The organism is Glutamicibacter sp. AGC84 (assembly GCF_053543575.1).
In genome coordinates this window covers 29,036-50,309 of the sequence record NZ_JBLVOC010000005.1, presented here as the reverse complement: position 1 = coordinate 50,309, position 21,274 = coordinate 29,036, and the positions used below count along the sequence as shown (strand labels likewise).

Below are 21,274 nucleotides of genomic sequence, written 5' to 3'. Positions count from 1 at the left end.
TTCGCTGTCTTGGCGCAGCCTAGCAGCGAACACCGCCGATGAAATAGTCCGAAGGCACAATGACCTTGCCCAGAGGCATCAGGGAAACCGGGATCATCTTCAAGTTTGCGATCCCCAGCGGGATGCCGATAATCGAAATGAACATCGGGATCGCGGTTACCACGTGCCCAACGGCAATCCAGATACCAGCAAAAATGATCCAGATGATGTTGCCCAGGGTGGAGAACGCGCCTACCGGGCCGTTGTCGACCACGGTGCGGCCAAACGGCCACAGCGCATAGCCGGCAATGCGGAACGAGGCGATGCCGAATGGAATGGTCACGATCAGCACGCAGCAGATGATGCCTGCCAACACGTAGCCCAAGGCCAGCCACAGGCCGCCGAAAAGCAGCCAAATAATGTTGAGAATACCGCGCACTAAATCAGTCATGGTTATATTCTCTGTCTTTTGCCTGTTTTACTCCATCGGGGATCCCCCCGATTTTCTTCTAGGGGTGTCCAATCCCCTACCGTTCGGCAAGCATCGAAGCAGCTTGCTCGGATAGGATTAATCATCATGAGCGAATCGAGCGAGCAGCAGCGCCCAGCCCACGGCACTGCCCCTAGGAACCCAGACCTTTTCCGTGCCGAGCCGGTATCCTTCGTGCGCCGCGGCAACCGCCTGCAGGGCCGCCGTGCCAGCGCCTGGGAGCGCAATGCCGATCAGTACGTCATTGAGCCGCCCCGCAAGATCGCCGACACTTCGGTTGCCGATGACTTCCAGCTCGATCCTGCCGAGGCTTTCGGACGCACCGCACCGCTGATCGTGGAGATCGGCACCGGCCTGGGCGAATGCATCGCCAACGCCGCCAAGGATGATCCCGAGCGCAACTACCTCGCCGTTGAGGTCTACCGTCCGGGCCTGGCCCAGCTGATGCTGAAGGTCGAGTCTTTCGGCATCACCAACGTCCGCGCAGTGCAGGCCAATGCCCCAGAGGTTCTGGATGTCATGCTGGACGAGAACAGCGCCGATGAGATCTGGATCTTCTTCTCAGATCCATGGCACAAGCCGCGCCACCATAAGCGTCGCCTGATCAAGGCCTCGTTCCTGGACAAGGTCTCCCGCGTGCTCAAGCCGGGAGGCACCCTGCGCTTGGCCACCGACTGGTCCAACTACGCCGAGCAAATGCGCGAAGTCCTCGAAGCCCATCCGGACTTCGAGAACCAGCATCATGGCAATCTGTCCGGCACTGAGAGCAACCTGACCAAGGTGCGCCGCGAGGGCATGGAAGGCTTCGACCCCGAGCCAGAATTCACAGATGCCCAGGGTGGCTGGGCCCCGCGTTTCGAGCGCCGGATCCTGACCAGCTTCGAAGGCAAGGCGCTCAAGGCTGGTCGTCTGGTCTTCGATCTGGCGTACACCCGCATCGGCTAGTCGCCGAAATAAAGCATTGAAGAGGCCATGGAATCCCTAGGATGGATTCCATGGCCTCTTCTTCTGCGCAAAGTCTGCACTACGCCCAAGCTCCGAGAATGGACTATGCCGGGGTGCGGCTAGAACAATTGTCAATGGACCACGCCCCGGATCTGATCCAGCTCGCAGCCAACGGCCAGTTGGATGAAGCGTGGTTTGCTACCACTCCATCGGCCGAATCCATGCGCTTGGATATCCAGCGCCGCTTGGCATTGCAGGAAACTGGCGAGATGGCTCCCTTTGCGATCATCGACCTGTCCACCGGCAAAGCGGTGGGGGCCACGACTTACTTGAATATCGACGCGGCAAATCACCGCGTGGAAATCGGCTCAACGTTCCTGGCCATGCCAGCCCAAGGCACCGGGATCAATCCAGCTGCCAAGTTCATGCTGCTGCGCCGGGCTTTCGAGGAACTGGATTGCTATTCAGTGGCTTTCTGCACGCACTGGCACAATGCCGCTTCACGCGCCGCGATTGCACGGCTCGGCGCCAAGCAGGATGGCGTGCTGCGCAATCACAAATATGATCCAAAGAGCGGCACCCTGCGCGATACGGTGGTGTTCTCAATACTCCCGCACGAATGGCCTGCCGCGCGCACCCAATTGGAAGCGCGCTTGGCCCGGCACGGACGGATCTAGCGTCCGATAGCGCGGCGCGCGGTAAACAGCGTCACGGTCGGTTCACGGCGTTCAGGGCGCATGCCCCTAGCCAACGAAACGATGTCGCCTCCAGCGGTGCCCGCAGCGAAGATGCGAGATTGGCCCTGGCGTACGGCGGAAAGTTCTTGGCGAAGCCCATTGACTTCGGTTTGCAGATAGGCGACTTGATCTTGCAGGTCCAGGATGCGCTTGATGCCCTCGAGCGAGACGCCTTCCTTGCTCAGGGCCTGCACCTGGCGCAACAGTGATACGTCGCGCTGCGAGTAGCGGCGTTGCTTTCCGCTCTGGCGGCTGGGCGAAACCAAACCAATGCGGTCATACTGGCGCAGCGTCTGCGGATGCATGTCTGCAAGTTGCGCGGCGACGGAAATGACGAAGACAGGTCGCAGGTACTCCCCGTTCACGTTGCTTCTACCACCTTTCTGCAAGGACCTTGGATTCGGTCCCTATTGCCTTCGAGTCTATCTTCCCTGCCCAGCCAATTCGATGACGGGGCAGGGAAGACAGCCTATTGGGTTCAGAGCTTGGCTTTGGCAGCCAAATCCACTCGTGGATCCTCGCCCTCGGTGGCTGATGCGAAGTCCTCCACGGCCTTCTTTGCAGCATCCGAGAGGTTCTGCGGAATCGCGACATCCAGGACGATCAGCAGATCGCCGGTGGCCTTGGAGGTCTTCACGCCGCGGCCCTTCAGACGCAAGGTGCGCCCGGAGTTGGATCCAGCGGGAACCTTCACCGCAACGGAATCCCCGTCCAGGGTCGGTACGTGGATCTTTGCTCCAAGCACCGCTTCAGCGAAGGTCACCGGCACGTGGATGCGGATGTTGTTCTCTTCGCGCTTGAAGAACGGGTGCTCGCTGACCTTGACCTTGACCAGCAGGTCGCCGTTGCCGGCAGCACCAGGCTGGCCCTTGCCGCGCACGCGCACCGACTGGCCATCCTTGATGCCCGCCGGTATGCGCACGTCAATGACCTCGCCATTCTGCTCGCGCAGGCCAATGGTGGTGCCCTTAATTGATCCGGAGAAGGAAATCGTGGTGCTCGCCGTGCGGTCAGCACCCTTGCGCGGTGGTGCGCTCTGGCCGAAGCCGCCGCCACCGAAACCGCCGCCACCACCGAAGAGGTCGGAGAAGTCCGGCTGCCCGCCGCGGCCACGTGGGCCCGCTCCGCCGCCTCCGAAGAGGTTGGAGAAGATGTCCTCGAAGCCGGCTTGCCCGCCGGGGCCGCCCGGTCCGCCACCAGCAGAGAATCGCGCTCCGCCGCCCATGGCGCGGATCGCGTCGTACTGCTCGCGCTCTTCCTTGTCCGAAAGCACCGAGTTGGCTTCGGAGATGTCCTTGAATTTCTTTTCAGCGGCCGCATCACCCTGGTTGGTATCCGGGTGGTACTTGCGCGCAAGCTTGCGGTACGCCTTCTTGATGTCCGCCTCGCTGGCGTCCTTGGAGACGCCCAGAATGGCGTAAAAGTCTTTTTCGATCCAGTCCTGACTTGCCATCAGGGCCCCATCCTTTCAGTGCCAATTCGACACTGCCCACTGTCGAAGACTCGGCAGTGGGCAGTATCGATTGTGCTATTCGTGGCTATTCGCCGGTTGCTACCAGCACCTGAGCTGCACGCAGGATGATGGTTCCCTTGCGGTAACCGGTGCGCAGCACCTGTCCCACGTGGTCGGCTGGAATCTCGTCAACAGCCTGGCGAAGCAGGGCTTCGTGGATGTTCGGGTCGAATTCCACGCCGGCCTCGTTGATGCGCTCCAGGCCATGCTGAGCCAGAATTCCATCCAGCTTGTTGGCGATCGATGCGAACGGGCCGTCGGCGAGGTCGCCGTGGGCTCGCGCCGCATCGATGTCGTCAAGCACCGGAAGCAGGGTGTTGAGCACGGACTGCACGGCGTTTTCACGCGCTACGGCCCGGTCGCGTTCCACGCGCTTGCGGTAGTTGACGTATTCGGCCTGCAGGCGCAGCAGGTCGTTGCGCAGTTCGGTTTCCACCGCACCGGCCTCTTCCGGCTGCGCCGAATCGGCTTCAGCGCCAGCAGCAGCTTCGTTCAGGATCGCCTCGGCCTGACCCAGGGCGTCAGCGGTTGGCTGCTCGTTGGCGGCCTCTGGCTGGTTCTCCGGCTCCTGGCCGGAGTTCTCGTTCTGGTCCTTTGCCTCGGACATATTCCTAAACTCCTTACTTCTTGTCGGCTTCGTCTTCGTCGATGACCTCGGCGTCGACGATGTCTTCATCAGCGTTCGGTGCCTGCTCGCCCTCAGGAGCCTGGGCGCCCTCGGCCTGCGCGTTGGCGTAGATTGCCTCGCCCAGCTTGGTCTGCGATGCCTGCAGCTTCTCGAACGCGGCCTTGACCTCGTCGTCGTTGTCCTGCTTCTCCAGGGCAGCCTTCAGGGCGTCGACGTCAGCCTGGACCTCGGTCTTGACCTCTTCAGGCAGCTTGTCTTCGTTGTCCTTGATCAGCTTGTCTACGGAGTAGGCAGCCTGCTCAGCGGCGTTACGGGTCTCAGCGGCCTCGCGGCGTGCCTTGTCTTCTTCGGCGTGTGCTTCAGCTTCCTGGACCATGCGCTCGATGTCTTCCTTGGACAGCGAGGAACCACCGGTGATGGTCATCGACTGCTCGGTGCCGGTGCCCTTGTCCTTGGCGGATACGTGCACGATGCCGTTGGCGTCGATGTCGAAGGTGACCTCAACCTGCGGGATGCCGCGAGGAGCCGGTGCGATACCGGTCAGCTCGAAGGTGCCCAGCGCCTTGTTGTCGCGGGTGAACTCGCGCTCGCCCTGGAAGACCTGGATGGATACCGAAGGCTGGTTGTCCTCGGCGGTGGTGAAGGTCTCCGAACGCTTGGTCGGGATCGCGGTGTTGCGCTCGATCAGCTTGGTCATCACGCCGCCCTTGGTCTCGATACCCAAGGACAGTGGGGTGACGTCGATGAGCAGAACGTCCTTGCGCTCGCCCTTCAGCACGCCTGCCTGCAGCGCTGCGCCCACGGCGACAACCTCATCTGGGTTCACGCCCTTGTTCGCTTCCTTGCCGGCCAGGTCCTTGACCAGTTCGGCAACGGCTGGCATGCGGGTGGAACCGCCAACCAGGATCACGTGGGCGATGTCCGAAACCTTGACGCCTGCCTCGGCGATGACGTCGTTGAATGGCTTGCGGGTGCGCTCCAGCAGGTCCTTGGTCAGGTCCTGGAACTTGGCACGCGAGAGGTGCTCGTCCAGGTGCACTGGGCCTTCCGGGGTCACCGAGAGGTACTGCAGCGAGATGTTGGTGCTGGTAGCCGAGGACAGTTCCTTCTTGGCCTGCTCAGCAGATTCCTTCAGGCGCTGCAGCGCGATCTTGTCCTTGGACAGGTCCGCGCCCTTGGCCTTGGCCTGGGCCAGCAGCCAATCCACGATGCGCTGATCCCAGTCGTCGCCGCCCAGGCGGTTATCGCCTGCGGTAGAGCGGACCTGGATGGTCGAGAAGCCGTCGTCGTCCTTGCCGACTTCCAGCAGGGAAACGTCGAAAGTGCCGCCACCGAGGTCGAAGACCAGGATGAGCTCGTCTTCCTGGCCCTTTTCCAGGCCGTAAGCCAGCGCAGCTGCGGTTGGCTCGTTGACGATGCGCAGGACGTTCAGGCCGGCGATCTCGCCAGCTTCCTTGGTGGCCTGGCGCTCTGCGTCGTTGAAGTATGCAGGAACGGTGATCACCGCGTCGGTGACCTTCTCGCCCAGGTACGACTCAGCGTCGTTCTTCAGCTTCATCAGGGTACGAGCCGAGATTTCCTGAGCGGTGTACTTCTTCTCGTCAACGTCAATGGTCCAGTCGGTACCCATGTGACGCTTGACCGATGCGATGGTGCGGTCGATGTTGTTGACGGCCTGGCGCTTGGCGATATCGCCAACCAGGACTTCGCCGCTCTTCGAGAAAGCAACGATCGACGGGGTAGTGCGGTTGCCTTCCGCGTTTGCGATAACGGTTGGCTCACCACCTTCGAGCACGGAAACGACGGAGTTGGTGGTTCCTAGGTCGATACCTACGGCACGCGACATAATGGCTCTCCTTTGCCTTGGTTGAAAGTACTAACGCTGAGGACATTTATCCTCATTGAGCGTTCTGCACTCAAGTTTACTCAGCCACTTTCGGCTGTCAAATCAACTTGAGCGAAGGTGACTCAACTTTGCGTTCTGCTCATTTCAACTGCGGTGGTGAGAGAATAATTCCCGTCCTGAAAAAATTTTTCGTTCATCCGCTTTCAACGCTTCCAGCGGGCGGGAAAAGCGGCAGCTAGGAGCCACCTCATGGAAACGAAGCGCAAGTTCCAGGATCTGCCACCGGGCGGAAAGATCGCGGTCGCCTCTGCGGCAATTGCCGAGCTGACCTTGATGGTTGCGGCACTGCGGGATTTGTACAAGCGCCCTGCCGAACAAGTCAAGGGTCCAAAGCCGGCATGGGCAGCGGCCAGCATGATCAATTTCCTTGGCCCCATCGCCTATTTTGCTTTTGGACGCCGCAAGTAATCCCTTGGCATTCCATAGCCACTGGAAAGCAAGCCGTCCTCGTTGGTTCGAGGACGGCTTGTTCGCTTTCAGCGAGTTCCGGTTAGCCCATCAGGCTAATTCCCCGGGCAGCCAGAACGCCAAACGCGGTGCCCCACAAGATAATCGAGATGATCTGCCAGATGATCACCTTCTGCTTATTGGCGCCGAAGGAGACCAAGGCAGCCGAGGTCACCTGCGAAGGCAGGATGGTCTGCCCCAGAAGGCTCACCCCGGCAATGCCGTATTTATCGAAAGCTCGGCGCAGCTTCTCGAACTTGCGTTCCTTCTTCTCCGAGTCCTTGCCCTTGCGAACCTTGTTGCGCACGGCGTGGGCGCTGTTGACGAACAACAGCATGGAAATCACGTTGCCGATCACGGCGGTGGCGATGGCAGCAACCACCGGAACACCGATGACCACGCCAATGGCCGAACCAAAGTAGGACTCGATCAGCGGAATGGCAGCTAGCAAAGCAACAGCCAAGAATTGCAGTGGCTCTGGGAAGGACGCGGCGAAGTTCTGCAGGGATTCAATCATGGCTGGTGCTCCTGAAGCGGTGAAGGTTAATCGGCGACTCGTTGCTTCAATCCTATGTATCGCCTAGTCGAGGAGGGATCAATCAGCGGAGCTAAACTTTTGACGCGCAATTTCCCGGGTATAACGCAAAACTCCCCCGCATCCATTGGGATGGATGCGAGGGAGTACTCCGCAAGGATTAGTGCCAGCGCCTAGTTGCCACGACCAGCTGGGCTCGATGCGCGACGCGGGCCACGCGAACGGCCACCGGTTGCACCGCCAGCGGCATTGCGGCCGCCGGTTCGCGGTGAGCGCGAAGGGCTCGACGGGCGTTCAGCGTTGGCACCTCGTGCGCCGCGGGCTGGACGGTCGGAGTTCGCACCGCGGGCGCTGCGCGCTGGACGCTCGCCCTGGCTAGCGCCGTCACGTTCCGTACGGCGGCGTTCGCCGCCACGGCCCTGGGCTTCGGCAGCTGGCTTGGCGCCACGCGCCGGGCGCTGGCCGCGGCCACCGCGGCCGGCACCTTCACCGGCAGGCTTGCTCTTGGCAGGATTGCGCTTCTGCTGAACCGGAGCAACGTAGGCAACCGGCTCGGCAACTTCGCCGACGACCTTGGCCACAACCGGAGAATTCAGGTTGACCTTTTCGAAAGGCACCTTCAGTCCGGCCTGCTTCAGCAAAGTCGAAACGTCGCCCTGCTGATCAGGGGTGCAGATGGTCACTACAGTTCCATCCGAACCCGCACGTGCGGTACGGCCGGAGCGGTGGGTGTAGGCCTTGTGCTCTGCTGGTGGATCAACGTGGACAACCAGCTCCACACCATCAACGTGCACGCCACGAGCGGCTACGTCGGTGGCGACAAGAACCTTCGCCTCGCCTGAAGCAAAAGCAGCAAGGTTGCGGTCACGGGCATTCTGCGAGAGGTTACCGTGCAGGTCTACCGCCGGAACGCCAGCCTTGGACAGGGTAAGCGCCATCTTCTTGGCGTGGTGCTTGGTGCGCATGAACATGATGCGACGGGCAGTGCCCTGGGCCAGAACGCGGATCAGGTCCTTCTTATCATCGTTGCCGATGACGAAGACGTGGTGCTCCATGGTGTTCACAGCGGCCTTGGGTGCATCCACCGAGTGAATGGTCGGGTTGCTCAGGTAGCGCTTGACCACCTTGTCCACACCGTTGTCCAAGGTAGCGGAGAACAGCATGTGCTGGATGCCGGTTGGCATGCGGTCCATGATGCGGCGAACTACAGGCAGGAAGCCCATATCGGCCATGTGGTCGGCTTCATCCAGCACGGAGATTTCCAGCTGGGACAGGTCCACGACCTTCTGCTTGATCAGGTCATCCAGGCGGCCCGGGCAGGCGATGACAATGTCCACGCCCTCGTTCATGGCCTTTTCCTGGCGGCTCTGGGCCACACCACCGTAGATCACGGTGGTACGCAGGCCTGCGGCCTTTGCCAGCGGGTCAACGGTCTTGGCAATCTGGGTCGCCAGTTCACGGGTTGGAGCCATGATCAGCGCGCGTGGGAAACGGGCCTTGCGGCGCTGTGGGCGATCTGCCAGCCGAGCTACCAGGGGCAGCGAGAAGGCCAAGGTCTTGCCGGAGCCGGTCTGGCCGCGGCCCAGGACGTCGCCGCCGGCCAAGGTCGACGGCAAGGTGGCTTCCTGGATCGGGAAAGCGGCTTCGATCCCGCTGGCAGCAAGGACCTTCGACAGGTATTCGGGCACGCCGAGGGCGCTAAAAGTTACGGACATATTCAAACTTTCTCTCTGATTCGCACGCCTGCTTCAGGCGTTGGGTTTCGCCGAGCCAGGAGGAAGTCCGCAACATGCAAGGCCAAGGAAGGCCTGCTGCCAAAAGTGGACCGGCGGAGGTTTTCCGGGCGATCCACAGGAGGGAAATCTAAACTGTCGACGCATGCGCCACAGAATTTTCCGGTGACGCACAAGTACCCATACTACAGTGCGAAAGCGGGGCCCGTCTGTGAGCGGCCCCGCTTTGCACTGCTGCCCCGGGAGACGTTCACCACTAGGGCTCCCGGGACAGGCCGCCGCGCTGCCTAATTCAGCTCGAATTCCTTCTTCGCCAATTTCGAGGGCCACCAGACCTTTGGTCCGATTTCTTCGACCAGCGCCGGCACCAGCAGGCTTCGCACGACGAAGGTATCCAAGAGCACCCCGAAGGCCACGATGAAGCCCAACTGGCCCAGGAACATGATTGGCACCACACCCAGTGCGGCGAAGGTAGCGGCAAGCACCACGCCGGCGGAGGTAATCACGCCGCCGGTGACCTTCAAGCCCACCCGCATGCCCTCACGGGTTCCGCGCTTCAAGGATTCCTCGCGCACACGGGTCATCAAGAAGATGTTGTAGTCAACGCCCAGCGCCACCAGGAAGACAAAGCCGAACAGCGGTACGGATGGATCGGCACCCACGTAGCCGAAGACATTGTTGAAGACCAGCGCACTGACACCCATCGCCGTGCCGTAGGACAGTACGGTGGTCAGGATCAGCAGCACCGGAGCCAGAATGGAACGCAGCAGCAGCATCAAGATCAGCAAGATGGCCAGGAGGGTAATCGGAATGATCTTGAACAGATCCGCGATGGCCGTCTCATTGGTATCGAGCTGGGTCGCAGTGGTGCCGCCGACCAGCGCGTCGGCGTCGACCGCATGCAGCTGCTCGCGCAGCTCGACCACGGTCTGCTTGGCGGCATCCGAGTCGGCCGCATCGGCCAGCGTCACCGACATCAGGTTGCGGCCTTCGACGCTCATTGGCTCGGCCCCGCGGGCGGCCATGGCCGGTCCGCCGTCTTCAGCCTGCAAGTAGGCCGAATCCACGCCGGAGACATCAAGGGCCTTTTCCAGGGCCGTCTGCGCTTCGGCTTCATCGACAATCACCGTGGCCGGGGATCCCGTGCCGCCAGGGAAGTGCTCGCCCAGGGCGATCTGCCCGTCACGCGACTCCGAACCGCCTACCACCAGCTCGCTCTGCGGCACGCCATGGGCCTTGAGCTGGGTCATGCCCAGCGCTCCCACGGCGAGAACCAGAGCGGTGATGATCCAGATCGGGCGCGGATGGCTGGCAACGAACCGCGCAATGCGGCCCCACAGGCCTTCCTTCTCCTGGCCTTGGGCGTCCACGGCCACCGGCTTGGGCGGGAAGGGCCAGTAAGCGGCCCGTCCCAGCAAGCCGAGCACCGCCGGCAGGAACGTCAACGCGGCAATGATCGAGAAGATGATGCCCGAGGCGCCAATGGGTCCCAGTGCCTTATTGGAGTTCAAATCGGAGAACAGCAGGCACAGCAGGCCCACCGTCACGGTGCCGCCCGAAGCGACAATCGGTTCCAGCGAGCCTTTCCATGCGGAAGCCACGGCCTGCCACTTGTCCTGGCCGGCCATGAGCGCTTCCTTGTGCCTGGCCACGAACAGCAGCGAGTAGTCGGTAGCCGCACCGATGACCAGGATGGACAAGATGCCCTGGGCCTGGCCGTCGAGCCGGATCCAGCCTTCGGATGCCATGAAGTACACCGCGACAATTGCCGCGCACAGCGCGACGACCGAGGTGAGCAGCACCGTGAAGGGAAGCAGGATCGAACGGTAGACCAGCAGCAGGATCACCAGCACAGCTACCAGGGCCACGCCCAGCAGCACGCCGTCGATGCCGCCGAAGGCCTCGACCAGGTCGGCGCTGAAGCCTGCCGGCCCAGTGACATAGGCGGTGGTACCTTCGGGCTTCTCGGCGGCCAGGAGCGAACGCAGCTCTTCGACTCCGGTATCGGCCTCCACCTCGCCGGAGACCGGAACGATGAATTCAGCGGCCTTGCCGTCTTCGGAGAGGAAGGGCCCGGTGATCTGCCCGTCCAGATGCGTGAAGTCCTTCAGCGCCTCGCCGCTCCCTCCAGCAGTTTCCTTGCTGACCTCGCCATCGCTGGTGAGCAGGACCACCGCTGGGATTGCTTCGGTGGAGCGGAATTTATTCTGCCATTCCAGGGCTTCGGTTGCTTCGGCGGTGGCCGGGAGGAAGGAGGTCTGGTCGTTGGTCTGGACCTCGGAAAGCTTGCCGAAGGTCGGGCCGCCGATTCCTGCTACACCCAGCCAGAGGATGATCAGCAGGGCGTAGATTCCTGCCCTGATGCCGATACCCTTCTTGTCCAATCGCTTCTTGCCCGATGGCTGGTCGGTTTTCGCTACATGCGCCACTGATCCGTCCTCACTCATGATTGCTGGCGGTGGATCAAAGGGCGATCCGAATGCCATACTACAAGACTTACTTCCATCGTAGAAATACTTCCCAGGCTATTAAATGCTTTTCCGACTAGGATTGCGCCTATGAGCGCAAGAGAACAGCACAATTTGGTCATGCTCCTGCAGGAATTCGGCCAAGCCTCGGACCGCTACGTTGAGTCCACCGGAGCACTTTACGCAACGCACCGTACGGATATGAATGCGCTGTCGATCATCATGAAATACGAGCAGCGCAGCCTTCTGCCTTCCCCGCGCGACCTGAGCCGCGACCTGCAACTGAGTTCCCCGGCTACCACCGCCATGCTCGACCGCCTGGAAAAACTGGGAATGATCGAGCGCCAGCGCTCGGACCGGGATCGCCGTGTCATCCGCATCGCCATGACACCCAAAGCCCGCGGCAAGGGCATGGAAATGTTCATGCCGCTAGGTGCCAAAATGCGGGAAGTGATCAGCCACTACGACGAGCAGCAGCTGCAGGTCATAGCCCGCTTCATGGCAGAAGCCGTCGCCGGCGTGGACAGCGCGCGCGAAGAAGTCGTAACACAGCGGGCAACGAAACCAGCCAAGAGCGCGACGGACACTAGCCTTAAGCAGTGACCCTTTCACTCTGGATATCCCTTCTCAGCGCCTGCATCGTCATCAGCTTCACCCCCGGCGCCGGAGCCATCAACACGATGAGCAATTCAATGCGCCAAGGCTGGCGTGCTTCCATTTGGGGCGTGCTCGGGCAGCAGATCGCCTTGCTGATCCACGTGGTGATCGTTGCCGCAGGAGTCGGTTTGCTCGTGGCCAGCTCGCCGTTGCTGTTCGCCATCATCCGCTACGCAGGCGCTGCCTATCTGGTGTATCTCGGTATCCGCATGCTGCTTTCCAAGCCGGAGGTCGCCTCCGATGGAACCAGCACCGGGCACCGTCTGACCCGCTGGTCCATGCTCAACCGGGGCATCCTGGTCAACCTGCTCAATCCGAAGGCCATCGTCTTCTTCTTGGCTTTCACCCCGCAGTTCATCCGCACCGATCAGCCGCTCCTGGCGCAATATGCCATCTTCATCGGCACGGTCATCGTGGTGGACATCGCGGTGATGTTCTTCTTCTTTGCCGGCACGGCCCGCACCTTCCAGCGCTTCACCGCGACCTACCGCGGCGCCAAGCTGCTGAACGTCCTCTTCGGCGTACTGTTCATCCTGGTCGCCGCGCTCCTGCTGCTCATGCACTAGCATTTTCGCCCCGCTCTTGCCGTAGAACTCCTAGCCGTGAACCGATTCCCGGGCCAATTTCCGAATCGTTGCCGATTTGTTGCCGGGAAACGGGCGCGTAGCTATCGATCGAATCGCCTTGTGCCCATAGACTGATGCCATGTTCCGGATAATGATCGTGTGCACGGGAAATATTTGCCGTTCGCCTATGGCCGAGTACATGCTCAAGAATGCGCTCAAGGATGCCGAGGTCTCGCAGGTCGAGGTCATATCGCGAGCCATCACCGACGGTGAAGTCGGCAAGCGCATCGATGAGCGTGCTGCCAGTACCCTGCGCAGCCATGGCCTTGATGCATCTGAGCACATTGCCGCCCAGATCGACTCGGACGAAATCGCCAAGATGGATCTCGTACTGGCGATGGACACCGACCACTTCGAGGAACTCGTTCCCGAATTGGCCGAAATCGATCCGAGCGAACGTCCGCAACTGCGGATGTTCCGTTCCTTTGATCCGGGAACCGCGAGCTCCCCGCACGACCAGCAGGGCATCTATGACCCCTGGTACGGTGATGCCGGAGACTTCCGCGAGACCTGGAAACTCATTTCTGCTTCCCTGCCTGCCCTTGTAGATTACGTGCGGAGTAACATCGCCTCTCGTGGAAACCGCTAGACCAACGCTGATTGCCATTGACGGGCGTTCCGGATCCGGCAAAAGCACCTTTGCAACAGACCTAGCGAAATACCTGGAAGCCACCGCCTCCGTAGCTATTTTGCGCCTTGAAGAGCTCTACCACGGTTGGGACGGGCTGCACCGGTCCTTCGATCTCTACCACCGGATCCTGCCTCAGCTCGCAGCAGGCAACACGATCACCTACCCCACCTGGGATTGGGCCGCGGGTGCCCTTGGCGCATCCAAGAGCTTCACTCCGGCCGAGGTAGTGATCATCGAAGGCGTAGGAGCGATCCATTCCGACGCCCGAGAATTCCTCGATATCGGGATCTGGCTGGAAGCACCCGAAAGCTTCCGCCGCGACCGGGCGCTGGCACGCGATGGACAGGCCTACCGTCCGTACTGGCAGATGTGGGCCGAACAAGAGGAACGGTACCTGCTGGCCCATCAGCCGCACGCCGCAGCAACCCTGATCATTGATGCCGCTGGCGACCACGACCCCATCGAGATCTGGGCGCGTTCCTGCCGCTACCTGCCGGCCATGATGCGCCAGCTTTGCCTCCCTTCCGACCAGTCCCCCACTGCCCCAACCTTCCGCCAGAGCTACGAGGCGCCAGCCGATACGGCGTCACTCTTCGAGGAACTGGCCCGGTCCCTTCCGCATGCCGCACTACTGGAATCAACAAGCCATAAGCTCAGCGACCCGTTGGGACGCAACCGCTACTCGGTGATCGCGCTTTCGGCGGCAGAACAGCCCCCGGTACTGAGCGCCACCAGCCACGGCACCACCGTCAGCTTGCCCGGAGCGCAAGTACGGCTGGGCGAGGATTTCTTCCGCGCGCTGACAGGCCTCTGGCCTGCCGGAACCACCGCTAAAGTCGGCTACCCGCTGCCGGCATGGGTGGGGTACCTCGGTTATGAGCTCAAGCGCGAGCTCGGCGCCGCGGATCTGCAGGCAGTGGTTGAACCCGGGCGGGTGCGCCCCGATGCCCAGTTCTTTGCGCCGGATACCGTGGTGGTCATTGACCATCAAGAAGGCCAGATGCATCTGCACAGCATTAGCGAACCGGCAGCAGCGCTGAGCATCCGGTTGGGCAATCCTCCAGAACTGCGCGCCCACCACCCGTTGCCTATCCCGCAGTTCAGCTGCGCGGATACCGAAGCCGGCTACAAGCAGAAGATACGCCAGGCCCAACGCGAGATCTATGAAGGCAACACCTACGAAGTTTGCCTGACTACCGAACTGACGGCCCATGCCGAACTGTTCGATCCGTTCGAGGCCTACTGCCGGATGCGCCGCTCCAGCCCTGCACCGTTTGCCCACTACCTGCGTTTCACTGATCTCCAAATCGCCAGCATTTCACCGGAACGGTTCCTCGCGCTGTCCAAGGACGGGCAGTTGCGGGCCGAGCCGATCAAGGGCACCCGGCCGCGTGGCGAAAATGAAGAATCAGATCTCGCGTTGAAGCATGATCTGGCCACCCATCCCAAGGACCGGGCCGAGAACATCATGATCGTTGACCTGTTGCGCAACGACCTGTCGCACCATGCGGTTCCCGGGTCGGTGAAGGTTGCCCGGCTGTGCGCGGTGGAAACCTACGCGACAGTGCACCAGATGGTCTCCACCATCGACGCCACGCTATCCGCCCCGCAGCTGGCCGCCGAAGCCCTGCGCGAAGCTTTCCCGCCGGGCTCCATGACCGGTGCACCGAAGCTGTCCACGATTAGCATCTTGGATGAGCTCGAAGAGCACCGTGCCCGCGGCCTGTACTCCGGGGCCGTGGGGTATCTGGGTGCTGATGGTGCCGCCGATTTCTCCGTGGTGATCCGAACCCTGGTGTGCGACCGGCTAGCTGACCAGTCATGGCGGTTGAGCCTGGGCCTTGGCGGGGCAATCACCGCTGATTCGGTGCCCGCTGAAGAGTGGGACGAGGTCATCACCAAATCCCGCGGCGTGCTTCAAGCACTGGGCGCCAGTTTCCCGCAAGACACTTAAGCCAACTGAATTATTGCAAGGTGGCCGTCAAGCGAGCCACATTGTCGATCCAGCGTTGCATGCGAGGACGGCGGCGCCACTGCGAGAGGGTGATTTCCGAGGAAATCCCGCGGTAGTGGTTCTGCACCTGGTTAACCGCATCGACCATTTCCTTGCCCAGCAGCATCACGGAAATTTCCATGTTCAGGCTGAATGAGCGCATGTCCATATTCGAGGATCCCACCACGGCCACGTCGTTATCCACGGTGAAGCACTTGGTATGCAGCACCATCGGTGCCGGGTAGCGGTGAATGCGCACGCCGGCTTCCAGCAGCTGCTGGTAGTAGGACTGCTGCGCGTGGTGCACCAGGAACTGGTCGCCCTCTTCGCAAACATACAATTCCACTTCTACTCCGCGCTGGGCGGCAGTGGTGATGGCATAGAGCAGCGAATCGTCTGGAACGAAGTAGGGGCTGGTGATTTCCAGGCGTTCGGAGGCAGAATAGATCAGCGTATTGAACAGCCTGAGGTTGTTCTCGGTACCGTATCCGGGGCCGCTGGGCAGCAGCTGCGCCAGGGTGGAACCGGGACGTTCCTCATAGGCCAGCGGGTGGCGGGCCTCGGCCATGTCCATCAGCACTTCCTGGTCGTCGTCCTCCTGCCACCAGTCGGTAGCGAAAGTGACGTCGAGGCTGCGCACCAGCGGACCTTCGACCCGGAGCATCATTTCAACCCATTCGCGGCCCACCTTATGCGAGGACTCGCGCTTGTAGCCGGGTTCAATCAGGTTCTGGCTTCCGGTGAAGGCCACCTCGCCATCAACAACGAGGATCTTGCGGTGGTTGCGCAGATCCGGGCGGCGCCAACGACGGCCGATCAGGTCGATGGGCAGCATCGGGCGCCAGTTGATACCGGATTTCTTCAGCCGCTTCTTGAAATCCTTGTAGCCCTTGACGCGCAAGGTTCCCAGGTGGTCGAAGAGCAACCGGACGTGCACGCCGCGCTCCGCGGCCGCTTCCAGCGCATCGAGTACCGGTCCAACATAATCCGGGTCATCGCCCATGATGTAGAACTGGATGTGCACATAGCGGGTGGCGTTATCGATTTCCTTGCGCATGGCATCGAGCGAAGCCCGGTAATCGGAAATGACCTCTACCTGGTTGCCGCCTTCCAGCGGCATGGCACCAAGATTGCGGTTGAGCATGACTGCCGATTCGACCCATTCCTCCTGGGAATGGAATTCTTCGGGCAGCTGCATGTGGCTCGTGGCCTTCATGATTTCATCGTGCGCACGCCGCTGCTTTTCCAAGCGGCGGCGCGACAGGTGCGGATTGGCGAAAAGCCAGTATGCGACAAGTCCCACAACGGGCAGGAAGAAGATAGCCAATAGCCATGCCATGGCGGTGGTGGGGCGCCGGTTGCCCGGAACGATGCCGATCATGAAGTAGCGAACCGCTAGCTCTATTGCGACCAGCACGCTCCAGAGAACGCCGCCAATCTGCAAGAAGACTTCATTACTTGGCCACACTCGGGCACCCCCTTGGCTACACCCCGCGAATTCGGCATTATCGGCCTCTGATCTGCGATGTACAGGCCAAAATCCTTCGCTTAGCTTATCGAACATTGCCGGACTTGTCTGAATCTCCGCCTGCAGAAATCGCGCAGAAGACGCTGGGGTTCGATAATCTGTCTTTATGAGCTCACTTGTATTCTTGGATCCGGCCTATCCGGCTGGTCGTCTTGCAGACATCACTGCACCGCAACTTCTGGTCACAGCACAGGGAGTGACGCGAGGTGATGGCATCTTTGAATCGATGCTCTACACCAACCAGGCCGTACGCAAATTCGAAGCGCACCTGGCACGCTTGGCGACCTCGGCTGAAGTTGCCGACTTGGCCATTCCCGATGCGCGCAGCTGGTTTGCCGCGGTAGATACCGCTGTGGCCGATTTCGATGCCACCGGCGGCGCTGAAGAAGCGGTGGTCAAGCTGGTCGCCGCGCGCGGCGAGCACGACAATGATCCTGCCATTTGCTGGGTCACCGTGACCCCTGCCCCGGCTTTGGGCAGGGAACAGCGTGAAACCGGTGTGGATGTCCTGATGCTGGATCGCGGCTACGACTCGAAGCTGGCCGAACGTGCGCCATGGCTCATGATGGGCGCCAAGACCCTTTCCTATTCGATCAACATGGCCGCCCTGCGCTACGCGCACAAGCACGGCGCCCATGATGTCATTTTCACCTCCGCCGACGGGATCATCCTGGAAGCTCCGACCTCGACCGTGCTGGTAGCCCAGCGCGATGGCGAGACCAAGCGGCTGCTGACCCCGATGCTTGAAACCGGCATCCTGCCAGGCACCACGCAAAGCGCCATTTTCGACGCCGCGGCCCAGGATGGCTGGGAGCTGGGCTACGGCCCGTTGCGCCCGGAAGACCTGTACCAGGCCGATGGCGTGTGGCTGGTTTCCTCCATCCGCCTGCTGACCCCGGTGCGCACCATCGATGCCAAGCCGTTGCGCCTGGACGCTGAGCTCCATGAAGAGCTCAGCGCCCTGAGCGAAGCAATCCGCTAGGACCACACCAAGTTGTAGGTCCCTGCCAGCACGGCCGCAGCCATTGCGGCCGTGCCAAACAGGATCCCCGTGGCCAGCACCATGCCATCACGCCAGGTGAAGGTGGCCGTGCGAATCCATGTGCGCTTGGCCGTGCCAAACCCCTTGGCCTCCATCGTGGTGGCCAACCGTCCGGCGCGGCGAATCGCTTGCACCAGCAAGGCCAGCACCTGGCCGAGGGTTGCCTTGATGCGTTGGCCCACGGTGCCGAAGTTCCCGACACCGCGAGCGCGCCGGGCCAGCGTGAGCGTGGTGAATTCTTCCACCATCAACCCGAGTAGGCGCATGCCGGCCAAGGCCCCGAGCACAAACCGGTGGGGTACCTTCAGCTGCTGAGACAGCGCCCCGCCCAAATCGCTTGGATTCGTGGTGGCCAGCAGCAAGATGCACGGGATGGCCAGCGCGAAAGCGCGCAGTCCGGTGGCAATGCCCCCGGCCACCGATCCCTCGGTGATGCTGAAGGCGCCGAATTGGGCGTAGACCATGCCGCTATCCTGGCCCACCAAGGCGATGCCCCACGCCGCAAGGATTCCGGCAATCAGCAGTGGCCACGCGCGCTTGAGGAATTTCAGCGGGCTCAGCCCTGCCAGGGGGAAGAACACCACGGTCGCCACGATCACCACCAGCGCCGAAACCCAATCCAAGGTGGTGATCAACGGCAGTGTTGCCGCAGCCACCGCACCGAGCTTGGCCAGCGGATTGATCTTCGCCAACCAGCTATGCCCTACCGGCGCATCAAGCACCGGCCCCTGTCGCGGGGTACCAGCTTCCGGGGTGCCGGCAGTGAGCACCAGGTCCCTTGCTTTGAGCACCGAGGCAAAGTGATCGTCGTGGGTCACAGCAATGATCGCGGTGCCCTGCTGCAATTCCTCAACCAGCAGCCCGGCCAGTTCCCTCCACGTATTCGCATCCTGCCCGAAGGTCGGTTCGTCGAGGATCAGCACCTGGGGGGATGCGGCCAGAACAGTGGCCACGGACAAGCGCCGCTTCTCGCCCCCGGAGAGAGTGAACGGGTTCGCGTCTGCCAAATGCGCCAGGCCCAAGCGTTCCAGCAACGCGTCCACGCGCGCTTGGACCTGGGCCGGCTCGTATTTCGGCGCATCGGCGCTGCTGGCCTGCGCGCGGCTGGGAGCGAAAGCCAGCTCTTCCCGAACGCTCTGGGTCACGAATTGGTGTTCGGGTTCCTGGAACACCGAACCGATCCGCCCAATCAATGCACCGGCCTTCCAGGCAAACGGGGAGTTGCCCAGACCGTCGGCCAGTTGCGCGGTGGCCGCCAACCCGCCGTCGGCCGGGACGAGCAATCCGCCCAAGGTCAAGGCCAGCGTCGACTTTCCAGCGCCATTCTCGCCGCGAATCACCGTCGCGGTGCCCGCTTGCACATTCACGTCCACCGCTTGGGTGCGCGGTGCCGTGGCGGTGCGGGCGGATACCAGCTGCTGCGCTTCCAGCAGCGTGGCACCGGCACCGTTCGTTGCCCGAGCCACCTGCGGGAAGTAGCCTGGAATCCACAGCCCGGCAGCAGCCAGCTCCTCGCGCACCGTTTCATCGGTGTACAGCTGCTGCGGGTCCAGATCGTGCGCGACTCCCCCACCGGGCTGCAGCACGATAACCCGGTCCACATGCTGCGCCCAGGCTTCAATCCGGTGTTCCACGACGACCAGCGTGGCACCGGAAAGCCGGGCGGCGTTCAGCACCGCATCGCGCAATAGCTCAATGCTCTGCGGGTCCACATTGGCAGTCGGTTCATCGAGCAGCATGACGCTGGGTTCCATGGCCAGAATGCCGGCCAAGGCCAACCGCTGTTTCTGCCCGCCGGAAAGTTGCTGGGTGCGGTGCTCGAAGGACAGCGCACCCAGACCCGCAGCGTCCAGCACTTCGGGGATCCGCTGGCGGATCAGTTCGGGATCCATTCCGAGGTTCTCGGCGCCAAAGGCCACGTCATCGGCGACCCTGCTTTGCACTACCTGGGTTTCCGGGTCTTGCTGCATCAAGCCCACCGGGTGGCTCCGGATGAAGGCATCGCTGCCATCTATGAGCAGCCGGCCAGCGACCTGATCGTCCTCATCCGCTTCCAGCAACCCGGCCATCGCGTGCAGCAAGGTTGACTTGCCGGCGCCCGATGGACCGACCAGCAGCACCTTCTCACCGGCGTGGATCACAAGGTCCAGTCCCGAGATGGCAGGATTCTGCCTCTCGGAGTGCTGCCAGCCGAACCCCGTTGCGGTGATGGCGGCACCGCGCTGGGTCAGCGAGGCTGCGCCGGAATTGGCAAAGGAACTCATTTTGCGCTTTCCAGGTGCGCACGCCGGCTCGGCAGGGCGCTCAGAGCGCCGGTCTTCGCCAGTCCGCGCGTGGCCAACCAGGACAGAAGCCCTGCGACGACTACGCCGGAAATGCCGGTGGCGATCACGTGGAAGATCTTCATTCCGGCGGTGTACTCAACATAGTAGGCCAGGATGTAGGCCTCGGAAATGCCGGCGAACAAGCCGGCGAACAAGCCTGCCAGCAGCGCCACGCCCAGGTTCCACTTGCGGTAGCGGAATGCTGCGAAGACCAGCTCTGCACCCAGGCCCTGGACCAGGCCGGAGATCAGTACGGTCAAGCCGTAGTGCGAGCCGAGCAGCGCTTCAACTACAGCGGCCAGCAGCTCGCAGTAGATTGCGGCGCCTGGCTTGCGGATGATCAGTGCGCCGAGCACCGCCGGGAAGAGCCACATGCCGGTGAGCAACGCGGTGGCTGGCGGGAAAGCTGCAAAGGCGAGCGAGAACAGGCCATAGCCGGCACTCCACGCCCAGAAAATGACCCCTGAAGCGACGGCGATCACCGAGGCGACGACGATATCAACTACACGCCAGCCGGTCCGCTGCTTCGAAACTGTTTCGTTCATTGCTGGTCCTCCTGTGGAAAGGAGGGGAGATGGACGGAATGAGGGCATACTGCCGCGCCTATCCGCATCCGAGATGCTCGACTTCCTTCGCCGGTACTAGCCGGGGCAGGTTCGAGGGTCTGCGATCTATCGCACTCTCAGCGTCTTGCGACTTTTTAAAAGTCTGACGCTCCCCTGTCGGAATAATTACTGCTCCCCCACCATACCGCAGGTATGCTGGGCAGAGGAACGATATGTCAAGAGCTTGATCGCGAGGAAAAAATGGATAAAGTGCAGAAACTTGCCACTACCGGTATCACCGTTGGCGCTGGCATGCTCGGCGGCAAGCTGGTTGATTTCCTTTGGTTGAAGGCAACCGGCAGCAAAGCACCACGCAAGGGCACTGAGGAAGCAGCGGAAGCTTCTTTCCGCCGTGCCTTAGGCTTCGCAGTCGTTTCGGCCCTGGTCGCAGCAATCCTGCAGACGGTGGCTGACCGCAGCGCCAACAAGGTTGTTGCCAAGTTCACCAAGTAAGCTTCGGCGTTGAGCCAAAAGCGGGGGCCCCCCC

At 61.8% G+C, this 21,274-nt stretch carries 20 protein-coding genes and 1 riboswitch; of the genes, 9 read left to right on the top strand and 11 right to left on the bottom strand.

Annotated features, from left to right (window positions below):
• Positions 1-19: 19 nt before the first annotated feature.
• A complete protein-coding gene (locus ACNPN0_RS02000) occupies positions 20-430 on the bottom strand; it encodes a YccF domain-containing protein (protein ID WP_448937609.1) in 411 nt (136 codons plus the stop codon).
• Between the two features lie 126 nt (positions 431-556).
• Here ACNPN0_RS02000 and trmB point away from each other — a divergent pair, with 126 nt between their 5' ends.
• Together trmB and ACNPN0_RS01990 are read left to right on the top strand one after the other, a co-directional pair.
• Positions 557-1,414 (top strand): tRNA (guanosine(46)-N7)-methyltransferase TrmB, encoded by an 858-nt coding sequence (trmB, locus tag ACNPN0_RS01995; protein ID WP_133833561.1) that lies wholly within the window; start codon positions 557-559, stop codon positions 1,412-1,414.
• 50 nt (positions 1,415-1,464) lie between these two features.
• Complete coding sequence (locus tag ACNPN0_RS01990; protein WP_400341976.1) at positions 1,465-2,091, top strand: GNAT family N-acetyltransferase; 627 nt, start codon at positions 1,465-1,467, stop codon at positions 2,089-2,091.
• Here the strand turns inward: ACNPN0_RS01990 and ACNPN0_RS01985 are convergent.
• From ACNPN0_RS01985 to dnaK, 4 genes are all read right to left on the bottom strand, one after another.
• Complete coding sequence (locus tag ACNPN0_RS01985; protein WP_105656998.1) at positions 2,088-2,516, bottom strand: heat shock protein transcriptional repressor HspR; 429 nt, start codon at positions 2,514-2,516, stop codon at positions 2,088-2,090. The two genes, ACNPN0_RS01990 and ACNPN0_RS01985, sit on opposite strands and share 4 nt — an antisense overlap.
• Before the next feature lie 113 nt (positions 2,517-2,629).
• Entirely contained in the window at positions 2,630-3,604 is a 975-nt protein-coding gene (locus tag ACNPN0_RS01980; protein ID WP_105656999.1) for a DnaJ C-terminal domain-containing protein, read from the bottom strand.
• Positions 3,605-3,689: 85 nt separating this feature from the next.
• Positions 3,690-4,271, bottom strand: a complete 582-nt coding sequence (locus ACNPN0_RS01975) for a nucleotide exchange factor GrpE (protein WP_105657000.1) — start codon at positions 4,269-4,271, stop codon at positions 3,690-3,692.
• A 13-nt stretch (positions 4,272-4,284) separates the two neighbouring features.
• The gene (dnaK, locus tag ACNPN0_RS01970; RefSeq protein ID WP_105657001.1) at positions 4,285-6,138 is read right to left on the bottom strand and encodes a molecular chaperone DnaK; all 1,854 of its coding nucleotides are present in this window, start codon (positions 6,136-6,138) and stop codon (positions 4,285-4,287) included.
• Positions 6,139-6,387: 249 nt separating this feature from the next.
• On the opposite strand from dnaK, the gene ACNPN0_RS01965 reads away from it, so the two are divergent.
• A complete protein-coding gene (locus ACNPN0_RS01965; RefSeq protein ID WP_105657002.1) occupies positions 6,388-6,606 on the top strand; it encodes a PLD nuclease N-terminal domain-containing protein in 219 nt (72 codons plus the stop codon).
• Between the two features lie 82 nt (positions 6,607-6,688).
• Here the strand turns inward: ACNPN0_RS01965 and ACNPN0_RS01960 are convergent, their stop codons facing one another.
• From ACNPN0_RS01960 to ACNPN0_RS01950, 3 genes are all read right to left on the bottom strand, one after another.
• Positions 6,689-7,162 carry a small multi-drug export protein gene (locus tag ACNPN0_RS01960; protein WP_105657003.1) on the bottom strand — a complete coding sequence of 158 codons (474 nt, stop codon included), beginning with the start codon at positions 7,160-7,162 and terminating at the stop codon, positions 6,689-6,691.
• Between the two features lie 191 nt (positions 7,163-7,353).
• Positions 7,354-8,895: a DEAD/DEAH box helicase gene (locus ACNPN0_RS01955; protein WP_133833560.1), complete on the bottom strand. Its 1,542-nt coding sequence runs from the start codon at positions 8,893-8,895 to the stop codon at positions 7,354-7,356.
• Positions 8,896-9,200: 305 nt separating this feature from the next.
• Positions 9,201-11,399: an MMPL family transporter gene (locus tag ACNPN0_RS01950; protein WP_448938838.1), complete on the bottom strand. Its 2,199-nt coding sequence runs from the start codon at positions 11,397-11,399 to the stop codon at positions 9,201-9,203.
• Between the two features lie 72 nt (positions 11,400-11,471).
• Here ACNPN0_RS01950 and ACNPN0_RS01945 point away from each other — a divergent pair, with 72 nt between their 5' ends.
• The 4 genes from ACNPN0_RS01945 (at position 11,472) to ACNPN0_RS01930 (ending at position 15,249) form a co-directional block, all read left to right on the top strand.
• Complete coding sequence (locus ACNPN0_RS01945; RefSeq protein ID WP_105657005.1) at positions 11,472-11,984, top strand: MarR family winged helix-turn-helix transcriptional regulator; 513 nt, start codon at positions 11,472-11,474, stop codon at positions 11,982-11,984.
• A complete protein-coding gene (locus ACNPN0_RS01940; RefSeq protein WP_105657006.1) occupies positions 11,981-12,604 on the top strand; it encodes a LysE family transporter in 624 nt (207 codons plus the stop codon). The genes ACNPN0_RS01945 and ACNPN0_RS01940 overlap by 4 nt, the downstream gene beginning before the upstream one ends.
• A gap of 139 nt (positions 12,605-12,743) precedes the next feature.
• Positions 12,744-13,253: a low molecular weight protein-tyrosine-phosphatase gene (locus ACNPN0_RS01935; RefSeq protein WP_105657007.1), complete on the top strand. Its 510-nt coding sequence runs from the start codon at positions 12,744-12,746 to the stop codon at positions 13,251-13,253.
• Positions 13,240-15,249, top strand: a complete 2,010-nt coding sequence (locus ACNPN0_RS01930; RefSeq protein ID WP_448937607.1) for a chorismate-binding protein — start codon at positions 13,240-13,242, stop codon at positions 15,247-15,249. The genes ACNPN0_RS01935 and ACNPN0_RS01930 overlap by 14 nt, the downstream gene beginning before the upstream one ends.
• 10 nt (positions 15,250-15,259) lie before the next feature.
• Here the strand turns inward: ACNPN0_RS01930 and cls are convergent, their stop codons facing one another.
• Positions 15,260-16,756 carry a cardiolipin synthase gene (gene cls / locus ACNPN0_RS01925; protein WP_286134130.1) on the bottom strand — a complete coding sequence of 499 codons (1,497 nt, stop codon included), beginning with the start codon at positions 16,754-16,756 and terminating at the stop codon, positions 15,260-15,262.
• Between the two features lie 166 nt (positions 16,757-16,922).
• Between cls and ACNPN0_RS01920 the strand changes: the two genes are divergently transcribed.
• The gene (locus ACNPN0_RS01920) at positions 16,923-17,798 is read left to right on the top strand and encodes an aminodeoxychorismate lyase (RefSeq protein ID WP_105657010.1); all 876 of its coding nucleotides are present in this window, start codon (positions 16,923-16,925) and stop codon (positions 17,796-17,798) included.
• On the opposite strand, the gene ACNPN0_RS01915 is transcribed toward ACNPN0_RS01920, so the two are convergent.
• Complete coding sequence (locus ACNPN0_RS01915) at positions 17,795-20,122, bottom strand: ATP-binding cassette domain-containing protein (RefSeq protein WP_448937606.1); 2,328 nt, start codon at positions 20,120-20,122, stop codon at positions 17,795-17,797. The genes ACNPN0_RS01920 and ACNPN0_RS01915 overlap by 4 nt on opposite strands.
• Positions 20,119-20,727 (bottom strand): ECF transporter S component, encoded by a 609-nt coding sequence (locus tag ACNPN0_RS01910; protein WP_105657012.1) that lies wholly within the window; start codon positions 20,725-20,727, stop codon positions 20,119-20,121. Before ACNPN0_RS01910 ends, ACNPN0_RS01915 begins: the two co-directional genes overlap by 4 nt.
• 65 nt (positions 20,728-20,792) lie before the next feature.
• Positions 20,793-20,913: riboswitch (TPP riboswitch) on the bottom strand.
• Between the two features lie 84 nt (positions 20,914-20,997).
• On the opposite strand from ACNPN0_RS01910, the gene ACNPN0_RS01905 reads away from it, so the two are divergent.
• Positions 20,998-21,240 (top strand): DUF4235 domain-containing protein, encoded by a 243-nt coding sequence (locus tag ACNPN0_RS01905; protein ID WP_105657090.1) that lies wholly within the window; start codon positions 20,998-21,000, stop codon positions 21,238-21,240.
• The last annotated feature ends 34 nt before the right edge of the window (positions 21,241-21,274 follow it).

Excerpts from the sequence above, each read along its gene's own strand:
- ACNPN0_RS02000 (WP_448937609.1), bottom strand. The coding sequence starts at position 430 with ATGACTGATTTAGTGCGCGGTATTCTCAACATTATTTGGCTGCTTTTC.
- trmB (WP_133833561.1), top strand. The coding sequence starts at position 557 with ATGAGCGAATCGAGCGAGCAGCAGCGCCCAGCCCACGGCACTGCCCCT.
- ACNPN0_RS01990 (WP_400341976.1), top strand. The coding sequence starts at position 1,465 with ATGGCCTCTTCTTCTGCGCAAAGTCTGCACTACGCCCAAGCTCCGAGA.
- ACNPN0_RS01980 (WP_105656999.1), bottom strand. The coding sequence starts at position 3,604 with ATGGCAAGTCAGGACTGGATCGAAAAAGACTTTTACGCCATTCTGGGC.
- ACNPN0_RS01975 (WP_105657000.1), bottom strand. The coding sequence starts at position 4,271 with ATGTCCGAGGCAAAGGACCAGAACGAGAACTCCGGCCAGGAGCCGGAG.
- dnaK (WP_105657001.1), bottom strand. The coding sequence starts at position 6,138 with ATGTCGCGTGCCGTAGGTATCGACCTAGGAACCACCAACTCCGTCGTT.
- ACNPN0_RS01965 (WP_105657002.1), top strand. The coding sequence starts at position 6,388 with ATGGAAACGAAGCGCAAGTTCCAGGATCTGCCACCGGGCGGAAAGATC.
- ACNPN0_RS01960 (WP_105657003.1), bottom strand. The coding sequence starts at position 7,162 with ATGATTGAATCCCTGCAGAACTTCGCCGCGTCCTTCCCAGAGCCACTG.
- ACNPN0_RS01955 (WP_133833560.1), bottom strand. The coding sequence starts at position 8,895 with ATGTCCGTAACTTTTAGCGCCCTCGGCGTGCCCGAATACCTGTCGAAG.
- ACNPN0_RS01950 (WP_448938838.1), bottom strand. The coding sequence starts at position 11,399 with ATGGCATTCGGATCGCCCTTTGATCCACCGCCAGCAATCATGAGTGAG.
- ACNPN0_RS01945 (WP_105657005.1), top strand. The coding sequence starts at position 11,472 with ATGAGCGCAAGAGAACAGCACAATTTGGTCATGCTCCTGCAGGAATTC.
- ACNPN0_RS01935 (WP_105657007.1), top strand. The coding sequence starts at position 12,744 with ATGTTCCGGATAATGATCGTGTGCACGGGAAATATTTGCCGTTCGCCT.
- ACNPN0_RS01920 (WP_105657010.1), top strand. The coding sequence starts at position 16,923 with ATGAGCTCACTTGTATTCTTGGATCCGGCCTATCCGGCTGGTCGTCTT.
- ACNPN0_RS01915 (WP_448937606.1), bottom strand. The coding sequence starts at position 20,122 with ATGAGTTCCTTTGCCAATTCCGGCGCAGCCTCGCTGACCCAGCGCGGT.
- ACNPN0_RS01910 (WP_105657012.1), bottom strand. The coding sequence starts at position 20,727 with ATGAACGAAACAGTTTCGAAGCAGCGGACCGGCTGGCGTGTAGTTGAT.